Raw genomic sequence first — 15,177 nt, 5'->3', positions numbered from 1 at the left:
CGTACCCTTGCGTTCCACGTCGTGTACTCCTAGGGTACGCGGCGTGGAGCAGGGGAGTCTCGTCGGGACGCACCCGGACCTCGAGCCGTTGCTCGGGGGCGCCGGCCCGACCGTCGAGGACGCCCAGCGGGCACGGATCCTCGACGCGATCAGCCGCGTCGTCGCCGAGAAGGGCTACGCCGCCGCGACCGTCGCCGACGTCGTCCGCGCCGCGCGCGTGAGCCGCGGCACGTTCTACGGGCTGTTCGCAGCGAAGGAGCAGTGCTTCCTGGAGGCATACGCCCACGGCACCGACGTCCTCCTCGCCCGTGTCCGCGAGGGCGCTCGAGCGGGTGCCGACAGCACGGACTGGCGGGGCGCCCTGCGCGGCGGCATGACGGCCTACCTCGGCACGCTCGCCCACGAGCCGCAGTTCGCGCGCACCTACCTGCTGGAGATCCACGCCGCCGGCCCGGCCGCGCAGATCGCGCGGGACGGCGTGCTGCGCCGGTTCGCGACCGAGTACCAGCGCGCGTTCCGCCTGGCCCGCAAGCTCGACCCGTCGCTGCGTGCGCTCACCGCCGACGAGCTGTTCGTCGTCAGCGCCGGCCTCGACCAGCTCATCTGCGCCCGGGTGCACGCCGAGGGCGTCGAGCGCCTCCCGGGCCACACCGAGAGCTTCGTCCGCACCGCCGCCGCGCTCCTCACGGGCGCGGCCTCCACCGATCCCGCAAGCAGGAGGGCCTGACCGATGGACCTGACCTTCTCCGAGGCCGAGCTCGCGTTCCGCGACGAGCTGCGCAGCTGGCTGGCCGACCACCATCCGGGCGAGATGCCCCACGGCGACGAGGACGAGCAGTACGCGTTCCGTCGCGACTGGCAGCGCACGCTCTACGACGGCGGCTGGGCCGCGGTCCACTGGCCCTCCCGCTACGGGGGCCGCGACGCGACGCTCACGCAGTCCGCGATCTACTTCGAGGAGCTCGGCCGTGCGCGTGCGCCACTGGCCGCGAACGTCCTCGGGCTGCTGCTCGCCGGTCCGACGATCATGGCCTGGGGCACGGAGGAGCAGCAGGACCGCTACCTCACCCCGATCCTCAGCGCCGAGGAGATCTGGTGCCAGGGCTTCTCCGAGCCCGAGGCCGGGTCCGACCTCGCGTCGCTCAAGACGAAGGCCGTCCGCGACGGGGACGAGTGGGTCGTCACCGGCCAGAAGGTCTGGACCTCCGGTGCCCAGCACTCGAAGTGGTGCATGCTCGTCGCGCGCACCGACCAGGACGTGCCCAAGCACAAGGGGCTCAGCTACTTCCTCATGGACATGGAGCAGGCCGAGATCCAGGTCCGGCCGCTCGTCCAGATCACCGGCGAGGCCGAGTTCAACGAGCTGTTCATCGAGGAGGCCCGGATCCCGCACGAGAACCTCCTCGGCGGTGAGGGCAACGGCTGGAAGGTCGCGCTGACCACGCTGATGAACGAGCGCGCCGGCCTGGGCTTCTTCCTGCAGGTCCGGATGCGCAACGTGCTCGACGACCTCGTCACCGCCGCGGTGCAGAACGGCCGGATCGACGACCCCGTCGTCGCCGACCGCCTCGGCGACCTGCACCTGCGCACCGAGAACCTCCGGCTGCTCGCCTACCGCGGGCTCAGCACGATCGAGAGGTACGGCCAGCCCGGGCCGGAGGGGTCGCTGACCAAGTGGCTGTGGTCGGAGACCAACCAGCTGCTCGCGCAGACCGCCGCCGACGTCGTCGGCGCGGACGCCCTCGTCGCCGGCACGCCCTGGGCCTACGAGCTGCTGCGCTCGCGCGGCAACTCGATCGAGGGCGGCACCACCGAGATCCTCAAGAACATCGTCGCCGAGCGCGTCCTGCGCCTCCCGCGCGCCGCCTAGGAGCCACCACCATGAACTTCGACTTCTCCGAGGACCAGCACGAGATCAAGCGCACCGCGCACGATCTCCTCGCCAAGCGCTCGCCGCTCGAGCGCGTCCGCGCGGCCGCCGAGTCGCGCACCTACGACGACGGCCTGTGGACCGAGCTCGTCGAGCTCGGCTGGCCCGGCATCGCGATCGACGAGCAGCACGGGGGCGGCGGGCTCGGCGTCGTCGAGCTGTGCACCCTGCTCGAGGAGGGCGGCCACGCGCTCGCCGGCTCCCCGTTCCTGGCGACCGCGCTGTGCGGGCTCGTCCTGCAGGCCGCGGGCGACGACGGGCAGCGCGCCGCCTGGCTGCCGCGCCTGGCGAGCGGCGAGGTCACCGGCACGGTCGGCACCGCCGACGCGCTCGTGCCGGACGCCGACGGGGCCGCGCTCCTGCTGCTCGCCGACGCCGACGGCATCCGGCTGCTGGAGCGCTACGAGGCGACCGTCGAGCCCGTCGACGCGATCGACCCGACCCGCCGCTACGCGCGGGTCTCCGCACCGGCGGGCGCGGGCAGCCCGCTGCCGGGCGACGTCGAGGCGGCGCTCGACCGCGCACGCGTCGCGGTCGCCGCCGAGCTCGTCGGGGTCAGCGCCCGCGCGCTGGAGATGACCGTCGCCTACGTCCAGGACCGCAAGCAGTTCGGCGTGCCGGTCGGCTCGTTCCAGGCGGTCCAGCACCGCTGCGCGCAGATGCTCCTGCACACCGAGAGCGCCCGTGCCGCGACGTACTTCGCCGCCTGGGCGGCCGACGCGGACCCCGAGCGGCTCGCGGAGGGCGCGGCGCTGGCGAAGGCCGCCGCCTCCGACGGGGTGCGCGAGACGACCGCGAGCGCGATCCAGGCCCACGGCGGCATCGGCTTCACCTGGGAGGCCGACGTCCACTGGTTCTACAAGCGCGCCCAGCTCGGGGCGGCCTACCTCGGCGGGGGCGGCGCGATGCGCGCGCGGCTGGCGCGGCTCGCCGCCCGGCGCGTGGAGGCGGTGGTCTAGCCGGTGTGCGCGGTGCCCGTGCCGACCGGGGCGGGCACCGCGTCCGGACGTGGCGGGCCCATCGACGGAGCCGCTCTGCGACGATGGTCGTGGATGCCCGTGTCCTCCCCGATCCTGCGCCGGACCGCGGCCGTGCTGGCGGCCGCACCCGCCGTCCTGCTGGCCGGGACCGGGCCGGCGAGCGCGCCCGCGCAGGGACCGCAGCAGGAGAACCCCGCGGTCGTCCGGCTGCTCGCCGGGGACCGCGCGGGCGGCTGGCAGGACGGCTTCGGCACCGCGGCGAAGTTCAACGCCCCCGGCGGCCTCGCCGTCGACGGCAGCGGCAACATCCTCGTCGCCGACTCGCAGTCGCACCGTATCCGCCGCGTGTCGCCGTCCGGGGACGTGCAGACCCTCGCGGGCTCCGGCGAGGGCAACGCCGAGAACGGGGTCGGCACCGCCGCGTCGTTCAACGGGCCCGGCGGCCTCGACGTCGGACCGGACGGCGATGTGTACGTCGCCGACACCCAGAACGGGCGGCTGCGCAAGGTCCGGTCAAACGGCGGCGAGACGACCGACCTCACCCCGGGCCAGTTCTACGCGCTCCCGCGCGACACCGCGGTCGACCGGCAGGGCAAGGTCTACGTCGCGGAGGCCAACGCCGGCTGGGTGCGCAAGGTCGACCCGACGACCCGCAGCCGCACCGTCGTCACCCGCGGCCTCAGCGAGCCGTGGGGCGTGGACGTCGGCCCCGACGGGTCGCTCTACGTCACCGACTACGGCAAGCAGCGGATCCGGCGCGTCACGCGCTCCGGCCGCCACCACACCTTCGCCGGGAACGGCAACTACGGCGTGCGCGACGGCCCGCCGGGCTACGCGACGTTCGGTCGCCCCGCGGCCATCGACGTCGACCGCGACGGCTACGTCTGGATCGCCGACCTCGGCACGCACCGCATCCGCGTCGTGTCGCCCGAGGGGGTCGTCGCGACGGTCGCCGGCGGCAACCAGGGCTTCGACGACGGTCCCGCCCGCCAGGCGCGCTTCGACAACCCGCGCGGCATCGCGGTCCCCGGGGACGGCTCGACGGTCTACGTGTCCGACCGCGCGAACAACGCGATCCGCGTCATCACCGGGATCGACAAGCGGACGCTCACGCGACCGCCCGCCGTCGGCACGACGCGCAGCGGCGCGCTCGCCCGCGGCATCCCGGTCACCTGCGGCGGCAACGACAAGGGCCGCTGCTCGCTGACCGTCCGCTACGCCGGCCGCGTGATCGCGACCCGTTCGGTGAAGCTGGACTACATCGGGCGGCGCACGATCTACGTGCGGATCCCGGGCGACGCGCGCGCCGCGGTGCGCGCGAACGACCGCACCGAGTTCACGGTCAGCGGCACGTTCCGCGGCCCGGTCGGCCCGCGGCGCCTGCCCACCACCACGGTCGTCGCGCGGTAGCTAGGCCGGGCGCTGCGCGAGCTCGGCGGCGATCCGCCGGCCGCGCCGCCGTGCCCGCACCCGCCGCGCCAGCACGCCGTGCTGCGGGGAGAGCAGCAGCCCCAGCAGGAAGCACGCGAACGCGACGAGGCCCATGCAGCCGGCGATCGACGCGTCGAGCGCGATCGCGCTCGAGTACCCGCCGATCGCGCTGACCCACCCGATCGTGACGGTCACCGCGATCATCACCCACAGGCGCTGGGTCAGCAGCGACGCGGCCGCCGCGGGCACGATCAGCAGCGACACGACGAGGATCGCGCCGACCGACTCGAACGCGGTGACCGCGGTGATCGCGACGGCGATCAGCAGGATCCGGGAGATCGCGGTGGGGGACACGCCGATGGTGCGCGCGAAGCCCGGGTCGAAGGTCGTGACCTTCAGCTCCTTCCACAGCGCGGCGACGAGCAGCAGGTTGAACAGCACGACGCCGCCGAGCAGCACGATCGACCGGGCGACCTCGACGCCGCCGAACGCGACGACGTCGAACGGGGCGAACGCGATCTCCCCGTAGATCGTCGAGTCGAGGTCGAGATGGGCGCCGCTGGCCCACCGCGTGATGCCGATGACGCCGAGCGAGAACAGGGCGGGGAAGACCAGCGCGATCGCCGCGTCGCTCTTCACGAGGCCGCTGCCGCGCAGCGCGTCGACCGCGAGCACGCAGACGATCGCGAACACCGCGGCGCCCGCGATCACCGGCAGTGGCGCGCGCGACTGGAAGACGAGGAACGCCACGACGATCCCGGGCAGGACGGCGTGGGAGACCGCGTCGGACATCAGCGCGACGCGGCGCAGCACGAGGAAGGGTCCGAGCAGTCCGGCCGCGGTTGCGACGAGGCCCGCGGTCAGCACGATGGTCAGATCGTCGTTCACGACCGGGCCTCCTGCTGCCGCACGAGCGCGTGGAGCCGGTCGGCGAGGTCGTCACCGAGGCTGGCGCGCAGGTCGGTCGGGTCCGGCTCGCGCGCGTCGGGCACGTCGAGGCGGTGTCCGTGCTCGAGCCAGGCGCCGAACAGCGCGCGCCGCTCGAGCATCGCGTGCGCGGCCGCGGCGCCCGCGTCGGTCAGCCGCAGGCGCCCGGCGTCGTCGGCGAGCATGCCGGTGCGCTCGAGGTCGCGCAGGCCGCGGCGCACGGCCCCAGGTCGCCGGCCGGAGACGTCGGCGAGCTCCTGCGCGGTCGGCGGCGGCCCGGCGTGCAGCGCGGTCTCGAGGTCGACGAGGACGCCCTCGGCGAGCCGCCGTCGGCGCTCGGCGCGCAGCCGCCCCGCGCGCCACAGCACCCCGCGGCCGGGAGCGAGCAGCACGCAGGCGACGACGACCCCGACCGCGACGAGCACGATGACCGGCCCGGTCGGCAGGTCGGTCCCCGAGGCCAGCAGCGCGCCGGTCACCCCGACCGCGCCGCCGATCAGCGCCGCCACCGGGATCATCAGGGCCAGGCGGCCCGTGAGCTGCCGGGCGGCGACCGCCGGCGCGGTGAGCATCGCGACCATGAGGATCGCGCCCACGGTCCGCAGGCCGACGACGACCGCGACGACCAGCAGGCCCGTCATCAGCGTCTCGAGCGCGCGGGCGGGCAGCCCGGTCGAGGCCGCGAACGCGGGGTCGAACAGGGTGGTCTTCAGCGGCCGGAACGCGAGCGCGACGACGAGCAGCGAGGCGGCGGCGAGGCCGGCCATGATCCACAGGTCGCGCTCCAGCAGCCCGGCGGCCTGCCCGAAGAGGTACTTCTCCAGGCCCGCCTGGTTGGCGCTCTCGGAGCTGGCGATGAACGTCAGGAGCACGATCCCGAGCGAGAAGAAGCTCGACAGCACGACGCCGATCGCCGCGTCGGGCCGGATCCGGCCGGACCGCTCGATCGCGACCATCGCCAGGGCCCCGACGAGCCCGGCGAACGCGGCACCGACCACGAGCGTCCCCGCGTCCTTCGCGCCGGTGACGAGGAACGCGACGCAGACCCCCGGCAGCGCGGCGTGCGCGAGCGCGTCCCCGACGAGGCTGCGCTCGCGCAGGACCGCGAAGACGCCGAGCGCCCCGGCGGTGATGCCCAGCAGCGCGGCGCCGATCGCGACGACCGCGTCGGGGTAGTCGAGCGGCAGGAGGTCGATCAGCGGACCCACGACGCGTCCTGCTCCCCGTCGGTGACCGCGGCCGCGCCGTAGGCGCGCGCGAGCTGCTCGTCGGTCAGCGCCTGCGCGACCGGCCCGGCGGCGATCGCCCGCACGTTCAGGAGCAACGCGAAGTCGAAGCTCGCCCGCACGGTGCCGAGGTCGTGGTGCACGACGACGATCGAGCGGCCGTCGTCGCGCAGCTCCCGCAGCAGGCGCAGGATGCTCGCCTCGGTCCGCGCGTCGACCCCGGCGAAGGGCTCGTCCATCAGCATTACCGGGGTCTGCTGCGCGAGTGCCCGGGCGATGAACACCCGCTGGCGCTGGCCGCCGGAGAGCGCGCCGATCTGGCGGTCGGCGTAGGCGCGCATGCCGACGCGGTCGAGGCAGTCGTCGATCAGCGGCGTCTCGCGCCGGGCCACGCGGCGCAGCCACCCGGTCGACGCGTAGCGGCCCATCTCGACCACCTCGCGGACGGTGATCGGGAAGTCCCAGTCGACGGCGTCGCGCTGCGGGACGTAGGCGACGCGGTCACGGGCCCGGGCGATCGGCAGCCCGTCGACGAGCGTCTGCCCGGCGTCGGCGGGGATCAGCCCGAGCGCCGCCTTCAGCAGCGTCGACTTGCCGGCGCCGTTCGGGCCGACGATCGCGCTGAGCGCCCCGGCGGGGAACGCCACGTCGACGTCCCACAGGACGGGCCGCGAGGCGTAGGAGACGGTCAGGCGGCGCAGCTCGAGCGCGGCGGCGCGGCGGTCGCTCGTGTCGCTCATCGCAGGCCCTGCGCGATCCGGTCGGCGTTGGCGCGCAGCATCCCGACGTAGGTGCCCTCGGGGGTGCCGTCGTCGCCGGCGGCGTCGGTGAACAGCTCGGTGCCGACCCGCGCGTCGGCGCCGAGGCGTCTGGCGGCGGCGAGGACCGCGTCGATGGTCTGCCGCGGCACGCTCGACTCGACGAACACGGCGGGGACGTCGCGGTCGGCGATCAGCCGGGCGACGCGCTGGACGTCCCCGGTGGTGGCCTCGGCGGCGGTGGAGATGCCCTGGATCGCGGCGACCTCGAGGCCGTAGCGGCGGCCGAAGTACGCGAACGCGTCGTGCGAGGTGACGAGGATCCGCCGCTCCCGGGGGATGCTCGCGATGCGCCGCTGCACGTAGCGGTCGGTCTGCTGCAGCTCGCGCTCGTAGGCGGCGAGGTTGCGGTCGTAGAGCGCCGCGCTGCCGGGGTCCTTCTCCTTCAGCGTGGCGGCGATCGTGCGCGCGACGATCATCCAGTTCGTCGCGTCGAACCACACGTGCGGGTCGACCTGCTCGGCGGCGTCACCCGGCGGCTCGAGCAGCCGGCCGCGCGGGATGTCCTTCGTGACCGCCACCGTGGTCTGGCGCTCGGCGAGCTCGTCGAGCAGGTCGGCCATCTTGCCCTCGAGCTCGAGGCCGCCGTAGGCGATCACGTCGGCGTCGCGGAGCGTCCGCACGTCGCCGGCGCTGGCCTTGTAGAGGTGCGGGTCCACGCCCGGGCCCATCAGGCCGGTGACCGCGACCCGGTCGCCGCCGATCTGGCGGACCGTGTCGGTGATGAAGTTCGTGGTGGTGGTGACGCGGACCTTGCGGTCGGCGATGTCACCGCTCTGCGCGCTGGAGGAGCAGCCGGGCAGGGCGAGCGCGACGAGGGCGAGCAGCAGCAGGCGTCGAGGCGTCATGCCTCGACCATATCAGAGAGTTTGGCATGCCAAACTCAGGACTTCGCGACGTGTCAGCCGTCGCCGCCTCCGGCCACGTACCGGGCGATCGCCGCGATGTCCGTCGGGCTGAGGGTGCCCCGGAACGGCGGCATGCCGCCACCCCCGACGCGGATCTGCCGCTCGATCGCCGCGACGTCCAGGCGCGTCTCGTCGAGGTTCGGGCCGAAGCCGCCGTCCGTTCCGGCGCGCGCGAGCGTGTGGCAGGACCCGCAGTTGGCCTGGGCGAAGAGCTTCGCCCCGTCGGCGGCGGCCGGACCGGACGCGCCGGAGGCGGTGCTGGTCGTGCCGGCGGTCCCGGCGCTCGGCTCCTCGTCGTCGCCGCATCCGGCGGCGGTCACGGCGAGGGCGGCGGCGCAGAGCGCGAGGGCGAGGGGACGGCGCGACATGGCGGGACTCCGGCGGGCAGGGGAGGGGGAAGGACGCACGCCTCGGGGCCGTGCGCGATCCGGAGAACGCGCACGGCGGCCCGAGGGGCGGTTGACGCCGGTCGGCCGATCGCCTATGGATGGTGCCCTGACGCTTCACCGTGCGTTCGGGCGACGAATCGGTCGGACGACGTCGGTGCCGGTTGCCGCTCGCGGTGGTCCACACCACATAGCCCTCCGCGACGGGGCCGGCACGACTGGAAGCAGCACCGGGAGCGCGCGCGGTGGTCTCGGGCCACCGCGCGTCGGGTGCTGCTAGGCGAGCGCGGGCGGGCCGCGCTCGGCGAGGCGGCTCGCGAGGAGCGCGTCGCGCCAGCGGAAGCCGCGCACCCGCGGCAGCACGGGAGCGGCGACGGCGCCGCGGATCCGACGGGCCGGGGCCGGTCGCATGGCGGCGGCGAGCCGCTCGATCCGCTCCTCGCCGACGTAGCGGCCGAGGAGCAGCGGCGCCACGAGCAGCGCCAGCGGGAGCAGGAACAGGCCGCCGCCCGCGAGGACGACGGCGAGGCACGCGAGCACCACGAGCGCCCCGCGCAGCAGCGCGGACGAGCGATCGGGGTGGCCGACGGGCGTCATCGCGAACCTGTAGGGGAGGCGCCGTGCGGCGACAAGCGTCGACGCTGCACCCGCGGGCCCGGTCGACCCGGACCCGCAGGAACGGCGCGGTCCCTAGCCCTTGATGAACGGCTTGGCGGCGGCGAGGACCTCGTCCATCGTCGAGGCCTTGTCGAATGCCTGCGGCGCCGGCGGCCGGTCGCGCGCCAGGCGGATCAGCGCGGCGTGTCGCGCCTCGACCTGCACGATGCTGCCGGCGGCCCCGAGGATGTCGGTGCTCTCGATCATCGGGCCGGCGCCGTTGTAGGCGCTGACGCCGAGGTCCTCGAAGACGTTGGCGGTCTTCAGGAACGTCGCCTCGTCCTTGAACGAGTCGCCGAAGTCGACGGTCGGCACGTCGACGGGCGTGCCGCCGGCGTCCTCGATCATCGACTTCAGGGCGCCGACGTGCTCGTCCTCGTTGTCGCGCAGCTCGGTCGCGAGCTTCTTCGTGTCGCCGCTGAGGCCGGAGACCTCCTTCAGCGCCTGGGCGTAGAACGCGGCCTCGAGGTACTCGAGGGTGAGCGCGTAGTTGGCGATGTCGAGGTCGCCACCGCCGGACTGCGCGATCGCGGCCCGCGTGAACGGGGTCACGGCCGCCATGCCGAAGACCGCGCCCGCGGTCAGCGACGCGCGGGTCAGGAAGGCCGCGCGGGTGTGGCCGCGGACCTCGATACGGGCGAGCTCTGGGATCTGGATCTGGGTGCTCATCTGGTCGTCTCCTCTGCTCACGCGGCGATGAAGGGCTTGACGGCCTCGAGGACCGAGGCCATGTCCAGGGGCTTGGCGAACGCGCCGTCGGGGATCGATCCCTGCCCGCCGTCGGCGGTGAAGCCGCGGCCGATCAGCTGGTTGAGGGCCGCAGCGTGGCGGGCCTCGACGCTGTGGATCGACAGCGCGGCGGCAAGGATGTCCTTGTTCTTGATCGCCCCGGCCTGGCCGAGGTACGCGGCGGCGCCGAGGTTCTCGACGTCGGCCGCAGACTGCAGGACCTTCTCGAGGCCGCCACCGAGGACGTCGTCGAAGTTCGTCTTCGGCGCCTCGACGGCGGTGCCCCCCAGGCCCTCGACGGCGGTCTTCAGCGCGTCGACGTGCGCCTGCTCGCTCTCGCCGAACTTCTTGGCGATGTCGAGGACCGCCTTGTCCTTGATGATGTCCGCGTCGATGACCTGGCGATAGAAGTCCGCCTCGAGGTACTCGAGCGTGAGCGCGTAGTTGACGATCTCGATGTCGCTCGACGCGTCGTTGCCGGCGGCGGCGTCGGGCGTGGCGCTGCCGTCCGCGGTGGTGCCGGTGGTGCTGGTGGAAGCGCCGTCGCCCCCGTCGTCGTCGTCGTCGCCGCAGGCGGCGAGGAGGGTGCCGAGCGCCAGCGCGGCGCCACCACCACCCATCATCCGCAGGAACGTCGCGCGCGACGACGGGTCGCGCTGCAGCTCGTCCAGGGCGCTTCCGCGTTCGATGCGCGGCGTGGCCGGTCGGTCCGGGTCCATCGGTGCCTCCTCGGGTCGGGTGTCTCCGAGGTCCCCGCTACCCGGGTCTGCGACGAGCTGCGCAGGTCGGATGAGCTTCTGGCACCGGGCCGCTCCCCGGTGGGGGTCAGGCGGCGGCGAGGTCCCGGCGGATCTTCAGGTCGCCGAGCAGGGCGCCGAGCGGCCCGCCGGTGATGACGACCGCGCCGAGGAACCACCAGCCCCAGAGCTTCTCGCCCGCCCCGACGGCGACGAGGTAGAGCTGCACGAGGAAGCCGATGCCGTGGATCGGGCCGAGGATCGAGACGGCCGAGTCGCTGTCGGCGATGACGCTCGCGTAGAGCAGCACGAGGAGGAGCAGGAAGTCCGCGAGGGCGACCCAGCGGACGACGTCGAGCTTCTTGAGGACCACGGCGCGATCGGGCATGGCCTCCATCGTAGGGTGGAGGCGATGGCGCAGACGCTCACCCCGCTCCCCGGCGCGTACGCGATCGCCCGGTTTCCCGTCGATGCCGCCCTGCCCGCGGGCCCCTCCGCGACCCCGGCAGGGCTGTGGTCTGTCACGCGGACGATGGACGAGGTCTCGCTCGTCGCCCGCGCGCACGCGATCCCGGCGGACGCCGAGCGGGTCGACCGTCCCTGGACAGCGCTGAAGCTCGAGGGGCCGTTCGACCTGACGGGCGAGACCGGGGTGATCGCGTCGGTCGCCCGCCCGATCGCGCAGGCGCGGATCAGCGTCTTCGCGATGGCGACGTTCGACACCGACTACGTGCTCGTGCCCGCCGGGCAGGCCGGTCGCGTCCGCGCCGCGCTCACCGCGGCGGGGCACGAGGTGCGCGTCCCGGCGACGCGGATCCGGCCGGTGGCGGCCGCCGACGCGGACGCCGTCGCCCGGCTCGTGTGGGAGGGCTTCCTCGGCTACCTGCCCGTCGCCCCCGACGGCTGGGACCCGGCGGTCCCCGAGCCCCAAGCCGACCGGCTGGACCGTCCGGGCACGCGCTGGCTGCTGGCCGAGGACGAGGACGGGCACGTGCGCGGCAGCGCGGGGGCGATCGCCACCGAGGACGAGCAGCTCGGCCACGTCTGGCAGCTCTTCGTCGACCCGGGCCTGCACGGCACCGGCCTCGCCGACGCCCTCCTGGACGCCGTCGTCGAGACGACCCGCGCCGACGGTCGCCGCGCGCTGCAGCTGTACGTGGCGCGCGACGCCACGCAGGCCCGCGCCTTCTACGCGCGACGCGGCTTCGCCCCGGACCCGGCCGACGACGGCCGCCCCGGTCCCGGCGGCCTGCCGGTCGTCCGCCTGCGCCGGGCCCTGTAGCCGCGCGGGTCGTCGAGTGGACACCAGATCCTTCCGGGAAGGATCTCCGGTCCACGCGACCCGCAGCCCGGGCGCGGCGGGGGCCGCGCCCGGTCCGTCCGTCGCTCAGGCGGCGACCATGCGCCGGTCGCGCACGAGCGAGGCGATGACGCCGATGCCGAGGATGGCGGCGATGATCGGCAGGCTGATCTCGGGCCCGATCTTGCCGGCGATCTGGGCGATCGCCATCTTCGCGCCGATGAACACGAGCAGGGCGGCGAGCGCGGTCTTCAGGTAGTAGAGGCGCTCGACGAGGTCGGCGACGAGGAAGAACAGCGGGCGCAGGCCGAGCAGCGCGAACGCGTTGGCCGCGAACACGATGAACGAGTCCGTGGTGATCGCGAGGATCGCGGGCACCGAGTCGATCGCGAAGATCAGGTCCACGACCGCGATCGCCGCGAGGGCCGCACCGCCGACGGTCAGCAGGGTCTTGCCGTCCCGCCGCACGACGAGCTTGCCGTCCGGGGCGTCCTCGGTGATCGGCAGGCGCGCGGAGAGCTTGTCGACCAGCTGCTGCTCGCCCTCGTGGTCGTTGCGGTGCTTGAACATCTTGTAGCCCGTGTAGACGAGGAACGCCGCGAACACGTAGTTCAGCCAGCTGAACGTCGACAGCGCGGCCGCGCCGACGAGGATGAACACGAGCCGCAGGACGAGCGCGCCGACGATGCCGTAGGTCAGCAGCCGGTGGCGCTCGGCCATCGGCACCTGGAACGCGGTGAAGACGAGCAGGAAGACGAAGACGTTGTCCAGCGACAGCGACTTCTCGACGAGGTAGCCGGCGAGGTACGCGCCCGCGTCCTCGCTGTCGCCGAACGCGAGCAGCACGCCGAAGAACGCGAACGACACGCCGACCCACACGATGCTCGCGACGGTCGCGAAGCGCAGGGTCATCTCGCCGTTGCGGCCGCGGGCGACGAACAGGTCGATCGCGAGCAGCACGGCGATGGCGAGGACGAGGCCGACCCAGGGGCCGGTGGACGAGGACAGCAGATCAGGCACGGTGTGCTCCTTCGCGGTAGACGGTTGGTCCTTCCGCGAAGGTCTCCCCGCCTCCGAGCGTGGCTCCGGAGACCGCGCGCACCGGGTGACATGAGGTCACCGTGCTGACGATGCGCGCCGTAGGGGTACTGCCCTTCGACGTTCCGGAAAGCGTAGCAGGGGACCGGCGCGAGGCCGGTCCCGCCGCCACGGATCAGGCCTGGGAGTGCGTGCGCGAATCCGCGGCCGCCGCGACCGCCCGCTCGACCGCGTTGACGTCGCGGATCGCGCCGGTGTCCGCGGAGGTCGCCATCGCCGCGTACGCGCGCAGCGCGGGCGAGACCACCCGGTCGCGCGCCGCCGGGACGTACCCGGCGCCGGACTCGAGCGCCTCGCGGCGCTCCGCGAGCTCCGCGTCGGACACCTGCAGCTCGATCGACCGCGTGTGGATGTCGATGGCGATCGTGTCGCCGTCCTGCACGAGCGCGATCGTGCCCCCGGCCGCCGCCTCCGGCGAGACGTGCCCGATCGACAGGCCCGACGTGCCGCCCGAGAAGCGCCCATCGGTGATCAGCGCGCACTTCGCGCCGAGCCCGAGGCCCTTCAGGTAGGAGGTCGGGTAGAGCATCTCCTGCATGCCCGGGCCGCCGCGCGGACCCTCGTAGCGGATGACGACCACGTCGCCCTCCTTGACCTTGCCGCCGAGGATCGCGTCGACCGCGTCGTCCTGCGACTCGACCACGACCGCCGGACCGCTGAACGTCAGGATCGACTCGTCGACGCCCGCGGTCTTCACGACGCAGCCGCGGACCGCGAGGTTGCCGTAGAGGATCGCCAGGCCGCCGTCCTGGGAGAGCGCGTGCTCCACGTCGTGGATGCAGCCCTCCGCGGCGTCGGTGTCCAGCGACTCCCACCGCTCGCTCTGCGAGAACGCGGTCGCCGACCGCACGCAGCCGGGCGCGGCGTGGAACATCTCGATCGCCTCCGGTGTCGCCTCGCCCGAGCGGATGTCCCACGGCAGCAGCCACTCGCCGATCGTCCCGGCGTGCACCGTGTGCACGTTCTCGTTGAGCAGCCCGCCGCGCCACAGCTCGCCGAGGATCGCGGCGATGCCGCCGGCGCGGTGCACGTCCTCCATCAGCCACGGGCCGTTCGGCGCGGGCTTGCACAGGCACGGCACGCGCCGCGACACCGCGTCGATGTCCTTCATCGTGAAGTCGAGCTCCGCCTCCTGGGCGGCGGCGAGGATGTGCAGGACGGTGTTCGTCGAGCCGCCCATCGCGACGTCGAGCGCCATCGCGTTCTCGAACGCCTCGCGGGTGGCGACCGCGCGGGGCAGGACGGACTCGTCGTCCTCCTCGTAGTAGCGGCGCGTGATCTCCACGACGCAACGCGCGGCGCGCTGGTAGAGCTCCTTGCGGGCCGTGTGCGTCGCGAGGATCGACCCGTTGCCCGGCAGCGCGAGGCCGAGCGCCTCGGTCAGGCAGTTCATCGAGTTCGCCGTGAACATGCCCGAGCACGACCCGCAGGTCGGGCACGCGGCCTCCTCGATGATCTCGATGTCCTCGTCGGAGACGTCGCCCGCGACGGCGTCCGCGATCGCGGTGATGAGGTTCACGCGCTTGCGCACCGTGCCGTCGACGAGGACCGCGGTGCCGCCCTCCATCGGGCCGCCGGACACGAACACGGTCGGGATGTTCAGCCGCAGCGCGGCGTTGAGCATCCCGGGCGTGATCTTGTCGCAGTTGGAGATGCAGATCAGGGCGTCCGCGCAGTGCGCGTTGACCATGTACTCGACGCTGTCGGCGATCAGGTCGCGGGAGGGGAGCGAGTAGAGCATGCCGCCGTGGCCCATCGCGATGCCGTCGTCGACCGCGATCGTGTTGAACTCGCGCGGGATGCCGCCCGCCTCGCTGATCGCCTCCGCGACGATCTGCCCGACCGGGGCGAGGTGCGTGTGCCCGGGGACGAACTGCGTGTAGGAGTTGGCGACCGCGATGATCGGCTTGCGGCCGAGGTCGCCCTTGGCGACGCCGGTGGCGCGGTACAGGGCGCGGGCGCCGGCCATGTTGCGTCCGTGGGTGACGGTGCGGGAGCGGTACGCGGGCATGGGTCCAGTGTCCCACAGGACGCCAGTGCGCCCGGGCCG

At 73.8% G+C, this 15,177-nt stretch carries 16 protein-coding genes; 5 read left to right on the top strand and 11 right to left on the bottom strand.

The features are described 5' to 3' along the window. The first annotated feature begins 43 nt into the window (after positions 1-43). The 4 genes from C7Y72_RS03825 (at position 44) to C7Y72_RS03810 (ending at position 4,320) form a co-directional block, all read left to right on the top strand. Positions 44-727: a TetR/AcrR family transcriptional regulator gene (locus C7Y72_RS03825; RefSeq protein ID WP_158276619.1), complete on the top strand. Its 684-nt coding sequence runs from the start codon at positions 44-46 to the stop codon at positions 725-727. Positions 728-730: 3 nt separating this feature from the next. Then, positions 731-1,870 carry an acyl-CoA dehydrogenase family protein gene (locus C7Y72_RS03820; RefSeq protein WP_107567276.1) on the top strand — a complete coding sequence of 380 codons (1,140 nt, stop codon included), beginning with the start codon at positions 731-733 and terminating at the stop codon, positions 1,868-1,870. Positions 1,871-1,881: 11 nt separating this feature from the next. Next, on the top strand, positions 1,882-2,889 hold the full coding sequence (locus C7Y72_RS03815; RefSeq protein ID WP_107567275.1) for an acyl-CoA dehydrogenase family protein: 1,008 nt from the start codon (positions 1,882-1,884) through the stop codon (positions 2,887-2,889). A gap of 93 nt (positions 2,890-2,982) precedes the next feature. After that, a complete protein-coding gene (locus C7Y72_RS03810; RefSeq protein ID WP_107567274.1) occupies positions 2,983-4,320 on the top strand; it encodes an NHL repeat-containing protein in 1,338 nt (445 codons plus the stop codon). On the opposite strand, the gene C7Y72_RS03805 is transcribed toward C7Y72_RS03810, so the two are convergent. The 9 genes from C7Y72_RS03805 to C7Y72_RS03765 form a co-directional block, all read right to left on the bottom strand. After that, the gene (locus C7Y72_RS03805) at positions 4,321-5,229 is read right to left on the bottom strand and encodes a metal ABC transporter permease (RefSeq protein WP_107567273.1); all 909 of its coding nucleotides are present in this window, start codon (positions 5,227-5,229) and stop codon (positions 4,321-4,323) included. It lies immediately after the preceding gene. Next, positions 5,226-6,476 carry a metal ABC transporter permease gene (locus C7Y72_RS03800; protein WP_199223846.1) on the bottom strand — a complete coding sequence of 417 codons (1,251 nt, stop codon included), beginning with the start codon at positions 6,474-6,476 and terminating at the stop codon, positions 5,226-5,228. The genes C7Y72_RS03805 and C7Y72_RS03800 overlap by 4 nt, the downstream gene beginning before the upstream one ends. After that, entirely contained in the window at positions 6,464-7,234 is a 771-nt protein-coding gene (locus tag C7Y72_RS03795; protein WP_107567272.1) for a metal ABC transporter ATP-binding protein, read from the bottom strand. Before C7Y72_RS03795 ends, C7Y72_RS03800 begins: the two co-directional genes overlap by 13 nt. Next, positions 7,231-8,160 (bottom strand): metal ABC transporter solute-binding protein, Zn/Mn family, encoded by a 930-nt coding sequence (locus tag C7Y72_RS03790; RefSeq protein WP_107567271.1) that lies wholly within the window; start codon positions 8,158-8,160, stop codon positions 7,231-7,233. The genes C7Y72_RS03795 and C7Y72_RS03790 overlap by 4 nt, the downstream gene beginning before the upstream one ends. Before the next feature lie 53 nt (positions 8,161-8,213). Then, positions 8,214-8,588, bottom strand: a complete 375-nt coding sequence (locus tag C7Y72_RS03785) for a c-type cytochrome (protein WP_107567270.1) — start codon at positions 8,586-8,588, stop codon at positions 8,214-8,216. Positions 8,589-8,882: 294 nt separating this feature from the next. Beyond that, positions 8,883-9,203: a hypothetical protein gene (locus C7Y72_RS03780; protein ID WP_107567269.1), complete on the bottom strand. Its 321-nt coding sequence runs from the start codon at positions 9,201-9,203 to the stop codon at positions 8,883-8,885. Between the two features lie 93 nt (positions 9,204-9,296). Beyond that, positions 9,297-9,932, bottom strand: coding sequence for a ferritin-like domain-containing protein (locus tag C7Y72_RS03775; protein WP_107567268.1), 636 nt, complete (start codon positions 9,930-9,932; stop codon positions 9,297-9,299). A gap of 17 nt (positions 9,933-9,949) precedes the next feature. Next, positions 9,950-10,711 carry a ferritin-like domain-containing protein gene (locus C7Y72_RS03770; RefSeq protein WP_107567267.1) on the bottom strand — a complete coding sequence of 254 codons (762 nt, stop codon included), beginning with the start codon at positions 10,709-10,711 and terminating at the stop codon, positions 9,950-9,952. A gap of 106 nt (positions 10,712-10,817) precedes the next feature. Beyond that, positions 10,818-11,117, bottom strand: a complete 300-nt coding sequence (locus tag C7Y72_RS03765) for a DUF3817 domain-containing protein (protein WP_107567266.1) — start codon at positions 11,115-11,117, stop codon at positions 10,818-10,820. A 24-nt stretch (positions 11,118-11,141) separates the two neighbouring features. On the opposite strand from C7Y72_RS03765, the gene C7Y72_RS03760 reads away from it, so the two are divergent. Further along, positions 11,142-12,011 (top strand): GNAT family N-acetyltransferase, encoded by an 870-nt coding sequence (locus tag C7Y72_RS03760; protein WP_107567265.1) that lies wholly within the window; start codon positions 11,142-11,144, stop codon positions 12,009-12,011. Positions 12,012-12,116: 105 nt separating this feature from the next. On the opposite strand, the gene C7Y72_RS03755 is transcribed toward C7Y72_RS03760, so the two are convergent. Further along, on the bottom strand, positions 12,117-13,049 hold the full coding sequence (locus C7Y72_RS03755) for a TerC/Alx family metal homeostasis membrane protein (RefSeq protein WP_107567264.1): 933 nt from the start codon (positions 13,047-13,049) through the stop codon (positions 12,117-12,119). Between the two features lie 193 nt (positions 13,050-13,242). Further along, positions 13,243-15,138, bottom strand: a complete 1,896-nt coding sequence (ilvD, locus tag C7Y72_RS03750) for a dihydroxy-acid dehydratase (RefSeq protein WP_107567263.1) — start codon at positions 15,136-15,138, stop codon at positions 13,243-13,245. Positions 15,139-15,177 lie beyond the last annotated feature (39 nt).

It is taken from the genome of Paraconexibacter algicola, from assembly GCF_003044185.1.
Lineage (GTDB): Bacteria > Actinomycetota > Thermoleophilia > Solirubrobacterales > Solirubrobacteraceae > Paraconexibacter > Paraconexibacter algicola.
The sequence above is the reverse complement of the archived record's forward strand: the minus strand, read 5'-3'. Positions and strand labels throughout refer to the sequence as shown.